Source organism: Agathobacter ruminis (genome assembly GCF_002735305.1).
Classification (GTDB): Bacteria; Bacillota; Clostridia; order Lachnospirales; family Lachnospiraceae; genus Roseburia; species Roseburia ruminis.
Map to the genome: position 1 here is coordinate 1 of NZ_PDYG01000028.1, position 5,641 is coordinate 5,641.

Sequence of the window (5,641 nt, forward strand, 5' to 3'; positions counted from 1 at the left end):
AAAAGCGTAGCAGCCAAAAACTGCTACGCTTAAAAAGTCTAACTTTTTGGGGTCACCTCATGATTCTATTGAATCATGGCTCCTTTTTTGCATATTGGGAACCTTCTTTTGAAAAATTAAAATTTGATGGTTGCATATGGGAAAAGTTTATGATAAATTAATAAGGTGTTAGAAAAGACTAACACATGGTAAGCGTCTGAAACATCCGTTAAAGATGACTAAATGAGAGATAAGGAGTAGTTATGATGCCATTGGTAGTAGCACCTGTTGGACAGGAACATTTGATAAAAAGAGTAGGAGGCAGCGAGGAAACAAGGCGCCATCTGGAAGAACTGGGATTTGTACCCGGCGGATATGTGACTGTTGTCAATGAGATTGGTGGCAATCTGATTGTTAATGTAAAAGAATCGCGTGTGGCTGTTGATAAGCAGCTTGCGCAAAAGATTATGATATAAAAAGGAGTAGAAAAGTCAATGAAAACACTGAAAGATGTAAATGTTGGTGAAACAGTTACAGTCGCAAAGCTGAATGGCGAAGGCGCCGTAAAGCGCAGAATCATGGATATGGGCATTACAAAGGGTGTCGAAATCTATGTTCGTAAAATTGCACCGCTGGGTGATCCGGTTGAGATTACCGTTCGCGGCTATGAACTTTCCGTCAGAAAGGCGGATGCAGAAATGATTCTGGTGAAGGAGGACTAAAATGGGGATTCGTATTGCACTCGCAGGTAACCCTAACTGCGGAAAGACAACATTATTTAATGCACTGACAGGCTCCAACCAGTTTGTAGGAAACTGGCCTGGTGTAACCGTTGAATACAAAGAGGGAAAATATAAGTCAGACAAGGAAGTGACCATCGTGGATCTTCCGGGAATCTATTCACTTTCTCCATACACATTGGAAGAAGTTGTTTCCCGTAATTATCTGATTGATGAGAGACCGGATGCCATTATCAATGTCATTGACGGTACCAATATCGAGCGAAATCTTTATCTGACCACACAGGTTGTGGAACTGGGAATTCCGGTTGTAATCGCAATCAATATGATGGATGTGGTGGAAAAGAACGGAGACAAGATCAATACCAAGAAGCTCGCTGAAGAAATCGGTGTGCCGGTTGTTGAAATCTCCGCATTAAAGAACAGAGGTTTAAAGGAAGTGGTTTCTGCCGCAGTTGCAGCAGGAAAAGCCGCATTGCCTCAGGAGCCGAAGCATCGCTTCAACGGTTCGGTAGAGCATGCACTTGCGCATATCGAAGAACTCTGCCTGCACAATATCAGCGATGCCAATATCCAGAGATGGTATTCCATCAAGCTGTTTGAACGCGATGAGAAAATTCAGGAGAAGCTTGGACTTTCCAAGGATGTCATCGATCACATCGAGCAGGACATCACATCCTGTGAAAAAGAAATGGATGATGATGCGGAATCCATTATTACCGGAGAACGCTACAATTATATCGGAACAATCATCAGCGGATGTGTGAAAAAAGCCAATCGCGGTATGACAATTTCGGATAAGATCGACCGCATTGTGACCAATCGTATTCTTGCACTTCCGATTTTTGCAGTCGTAATGTTCATTGTTTATTATATTTCCGTTACCACAGTCGGAACTTATGCAACTGACTGGGCAAATGACGGCGTATTTGGCGATGGCTGGCACCTGTTTGCAATCGGATCAAAAGATTACAATGATGCAAGTGAAGAATTCACAGGCAATCAGCTGATTGTAGATGGATATGATTTATATGTAGAAGAAAATGGAACGGAACCGACCGGAGATTTCGAATATCCGGTGGAGGACGAGGAAACCTTAAAGGTGGATTATGAGACCGCTTCTCTGGAAGATTATGCAGCAGCAAAAGCATATCTTGAAAAGAATGAGGAACCGGATCCTGCTGAATATGGTGTCTGGGTTCCGGGTGTTCCGGTGCTTGTCGAGAAAGGTCTTGATGCTTTGCATTGCAATGACATCTTAAAAGCATTGATTCTCGATGGTATTGTTGCCGGTGTCGGCGCTGTCCTTGGATTCGTACCTCAGATTCTGGTATTGTTTATTTTCCTTGCCTTTTTGGAGGCATGTGGATATATGGCGCGTGTTGCATTTATCATGGATCGTATTTTCCGTAAGTTCGGTCTTTCCGGAAAATCCTTTATCCCGATGCTGATCGGTTCCGGATGCGGTATTCCGGGAATCATGGCTTCGCGTACGATTGAAAATGACAGAGACCGCAAGATGACCATTATGACAACCACATTTATTCCTTGTGGCGCAAAGCTGCCGTTTATCGGAATGGTTGCGGGAGCAATTTTCGGAGGCGCACCATGGGTTGCTCCATGTGCATACTTCCTTGGTATTTTTGCAATTGTTGTTTCCGGAATCATGTTAAAGAAGACCAAACTCTTTGCGGGTGATCCGGCACCGTTCGTGATGGAACTGCCTGCTTATCACTGGCCGACGGTTAGCAATGTACTTCGCAGCATGTGGGAGCGCGGCTGGTCATTCATCAAAAAGGCCGGAACCATTATCCTTCTGTCTACCATCGTAATCTGGTTCCTGACATTCTTCGGATTTACATCAGACGGATTCCGTATGTTGGAAGAGGATGAAATCAGTTCATCTATTCTGGCAAAGATTGGTGGTGCAATTGCATGGATTTTTGCGCCGCTTGGATTTGGCAACTGGGAAGCAACCGTTGCATCTTTTACCGGTCTGGTTGCAAAGGAAAATATCGTTGGAACACTTGGTATTATCTACGGTGCTTCCGGTGATGTTTATCAGACGATGGCAAATGCATTTACCTCAGCTTCCGGTATGGCATTCCTCGCATTCAACCTTCTATGTGCTCCATGTTTCGCTGCCATGGGTGCAATCAAGCGCGAGATGAATTCAGCAAAGTGGTTCTGGACTGCAATCGGATATCAGTGCATCTTTGCATGGGTAATCGGTTTGATTTGTTATCAGATCGGATCATTAATTCTGGCAGGAAGCTTTGGCGTTGGAACCGTATTCGGATTCCTTGCGATTGCTGTATTGATTTATGGCCTCTTCCGCAGAGACAAATATAAGAACTAATCTTCGAATCGTAAGATAAAAAGGCAGGTGACAGTATGGGATCAGAAATCATAGGAACTTTGATCGTTGCAGGGATTCTTGTTGGAATCGTAGGCGCAATCGTTGCATCTATGATTAAGAGTCGTAAACGAGGTGAACATCCCGCATGCGGTGGCAATTGTGGCAACTGTCATGGAGGATGCTCACACAGCCTGTAACAAGACATGAAAAGCCCTTTCGGGACTGTAAATGCAGTCTCGGAAGGTTTTTTTTTGCGCATATAAAAAGGATAAAGATAGATTAAAAATATGGGAATATGGTATAATCAATAATGATTGGGAGGGTTTTTAAGGAGGTATTATTTTGGAAGAAAGAGCAAAACTCAATAAAATTTTATTTGTGTGTTATGAGACAATGGTGGTGATTCTGGCCCTGGCTTATATCCTTGAATTTTTCAAGGGGGCGAGGACAATCCCGTATATCATCATGTTCTTATTGATTGATCTGGTTCCGGGAGCTATTTCCGGAATGTTATATTTCAAAGACCGGGCCAATGCACTGCTTGCAGCAGTGATTGCATACGGATTCTTGATCTTGTACGTCTTTGTCATTTTTACAACAACTTCCCCTTTGGCATTTATTTATGCGCTGGTATTGCTGCCGGCAATTTTGATTACCAATAATCATATCGTATTGCGCAATTATTCTGCACTGATTGTGGTTGCCAATATTGCATTGGTGGTTTTTCGAATCATCCAGGATAAGGATACGGCACTTGCCAACAGTGCGAATTACGAAATTCAGGTATTGGCGGTATTGCTGACAGCTTTATTTGCTTTTTTCGGAAGCCGTGTTTCTTCCAAAATCAGTGAAGATAAATTAAATGAAATCAGAGAAAAAGAAATCAGTGAAAAACAATTGCTCGACAGCGCCATCAATGTGGTGACCGAAATTATTCAGGTGTCGGATGAAATCGGATCACAGATTGAAAATCTTGCGAATGCAGTTGCAAATACCAAAGATTCGATGACGGAGGTCAGCAATGGAACAACCAATACGGCTGATTCCCTGCAGCAGCAGATGGTGATGACCAACCGCATACAGGATATTATTGCAGATGCGACAGCGCTTTCGACAGAGATTCACAATCTCTCGCAATCAGCTTTTGAACAGGTAACGGCCGGAATCCATGGCGTCAGCGAATTGATGAAGAGTGCTGACAGCTCGCGTGAGAGCAGTGAACTGGTGATTGCCGAAATGTCTACTCTAAATCAAAGAACAGAAGAGGCAATGCGTATTATCTCCCTGATCAATGGAATTGCAAATCAGACCAATCTGCTTGCATTGAACGCGTCCATCGAAGCGGCGCGTGCAGGGGAAGCGGGGCGCGGCTTTGCTGTCGTTGCAACCGAAATCACGGAGCTGGCAAACCAGACAAAGACTGCAACGGAAGATATCGAGAATATCATCAATGAGTTGCGCACTTCATCGACAAAAGCTTCAGACGCGGTTGGTATGCTGGCACAACTTTCCGACAAGCAGGCAACCCTGATTATGCAGACAAGGGATGAATTTACAAATATCAGTGAGAGTGTGCAGGGTGTGAATGAGAATGCGACCAATCAGGCACAGCAGATGACCTTGCTGGAACAGAACAATCAGGCAATCGTTGACGGAATCGGAAATCTGTCTGCGGTATCGCAGGAAGTGACAGCAAGTGCCGATCATACCCGCGAATTCACGATGCAAAACAGCGAGACTACGCAGGATATTAGAGGCAATATGCAGACGATTCTGGATGTACTCAATACCTTTAAAGAGAAGTATATTGACAATTGATGTCAGACAATTATAAAGAAATTATAAAAGAATTATAAATTATTAGCACTCTCTATTGACGAGTGCTAATAATGGTGCTATAACATAGTCAGAAAGAAACAAACAGACCTTTTTCCATCAAAGATATCGAAAAAGATCCACCGATGATAAGGAGGTATGACTTATGTTATTAGCAAACAGAAACAACAATTTATTTGATACTTTTTTCAACGATGATTGGTTTACCAATCCGTGGTTTGACGGCCGCAAGGCATCAGAAGCCTACCATCAGATGATGCGCACAGATGTGCAGGAAGATGAAAAAGGATATCAGCTTGAAATGGAACTTCCGGGATATACAAAGGATGAGATATCCGCTACTCTCGAAGATGGATATATGACCATTACCGCAGAAAAGAAGGATGAAAGCGAGGATCATAAGGACAAGAATTATATCCGCAAAGAGCGTTATTATGGAAAATGCCAGAGAACCTTCTATGTAGGAACAGAAGTAGAAGAAAATGATATTCACGCAGGTTTCCAGCATGGCATCCTGACCATTCAGATTCCAAAGAAGGAGCCAAAACCACAGGTAGAACAGCAGCGTTACATCCAGATTGAAGGATAACATCAGTTATAAAGAGGATTGCGATTCGCAATCCTCTTTTTTTCATGCTATAGGAATTTCGGAGAAATTTCCTATAGCATGAAATATGTCAGCTACGCTGACGCAAATCTCGCGCCAAGTCTCGCGAGCGAGACTTGA

The 5,641-nt window shown here is 43.3% G+C and carries 6 protein-coding genes; all 6 read left to right on the top strand.

Annotation, left to right across the window (positions count from 1 at the left end; genetic code table 11):
- Nucleotides 1-242: 242 nt before the first annotated feature.
- Nucleotides 243-455 carry a FeoA family protein gene (locus CSX02_RS05835; protein WP_031546506.1) on the top strand — a complete coding sequence of 71 codons (213 nt, stop codon included), beginning with the start codon at nucleotides 243-245 and terminating at the stop codon, nucleotides 453-455.
- 18 nt (nucleotides 456-473) lie between these two features.
- Nucleotides 474-701, top strand: coding sequence for a FeoA family protein (locus CSX02_RS05840; protein WP_099385979.1), 228 nt, complete (start codon nucleotides 474-476; stop codon nucleotides 699-701).
- Between the two features lies 1 nt (nucleotide 702).
- Nucleotides 703-3,078 carry a ferrous iron transporter B gene (gene feoB, locus CSX02_RS05845; RefSeq protein ID WP_099385980.1) on the top strand — a complete coding sequence of 792 codons (2,376 nt, stop codon included), beginning with the start codon at nucleotides 703-705 and terminating at the stop codon, nucleotides 3,076-3,078.
- Between the two features lie 35 nt (nucleotides 3,079-3,113).
- Nucleotides 3,114-3,275: a FeoB-associated Cys-rich membrane protein gene (locus CSX02_RS05850; RefSeq protein WP_081826767.1), complete on the top strand. Its 162-nt coding sequence runs from the start codon at nucleotides 3,114-3,116 to the stop codon at nucleotides 3,273-3,275.
- Between the two features lie 145 nt (nucleotides 3,276-3,420).
- Nucleotides 3,421-4,896, top strand: coding sequence for a methyl-accepting chemotaxis protein (locus CSX02_RS05855; protein ID WP_099385981.1), 1,476 nt, complete (start codon nucleotides 3,421-3,423; stop codon nucleotides 4,894-4,896).
- Between the two features lie 163 nt (nucleotides 4,897-5,059).
- Nucleotides 5,060-5,503, top strand: a complete 444-nt coding sequence (locus CSX02_RS05860; protein WP_099385982.1) for an Hsp20/alpha crystallin family protein — start codon at nucleotides 5,060-5,062, stop codon at nucleotides 5,501-5,503.
- Nucleotides 5,504-5,641: the final 138 nt, after the last annotated feature.

Excerpts from the sequence above, each read along its gene's own strand:
- CSX02_RS05835 (WP_031546506.1), top strand. The coding sequence starts at position 243 with ATGATGCCATTGGTAGTAGCACCTGTTGGACAGGAACATTTGATAAAA.
- CSX02_RS05840 (WP_099385979.1), top strand. The coding sequence starts at position 474 with ATGAAAACACTGAAAGATGTAAATGTTGGTGAAACAGTTACAGTCGCA.
- feoB (WP_099385980.1), top strand. The coding sequence starts at position 703 with ATGGGGATTCGTATTGCACTCGCAGGTAACCCTAACTGCGGAAAGACA.
- CSX02_RS05860 (WP_099385982.1), top strand. The coding sequence starts at position 5,060 with ATGTTATTAGCAAACAGAAACAACAATTTATTTGATACTTTTTTCAAC.
- CSX02_RS05850 (WP_081826767.1), top strand. The coding sequence starts at position 3,114 with ATGGGATCAGAAATCATAGGAACTTTGATCGTTGCAGGGATTCTTGTT.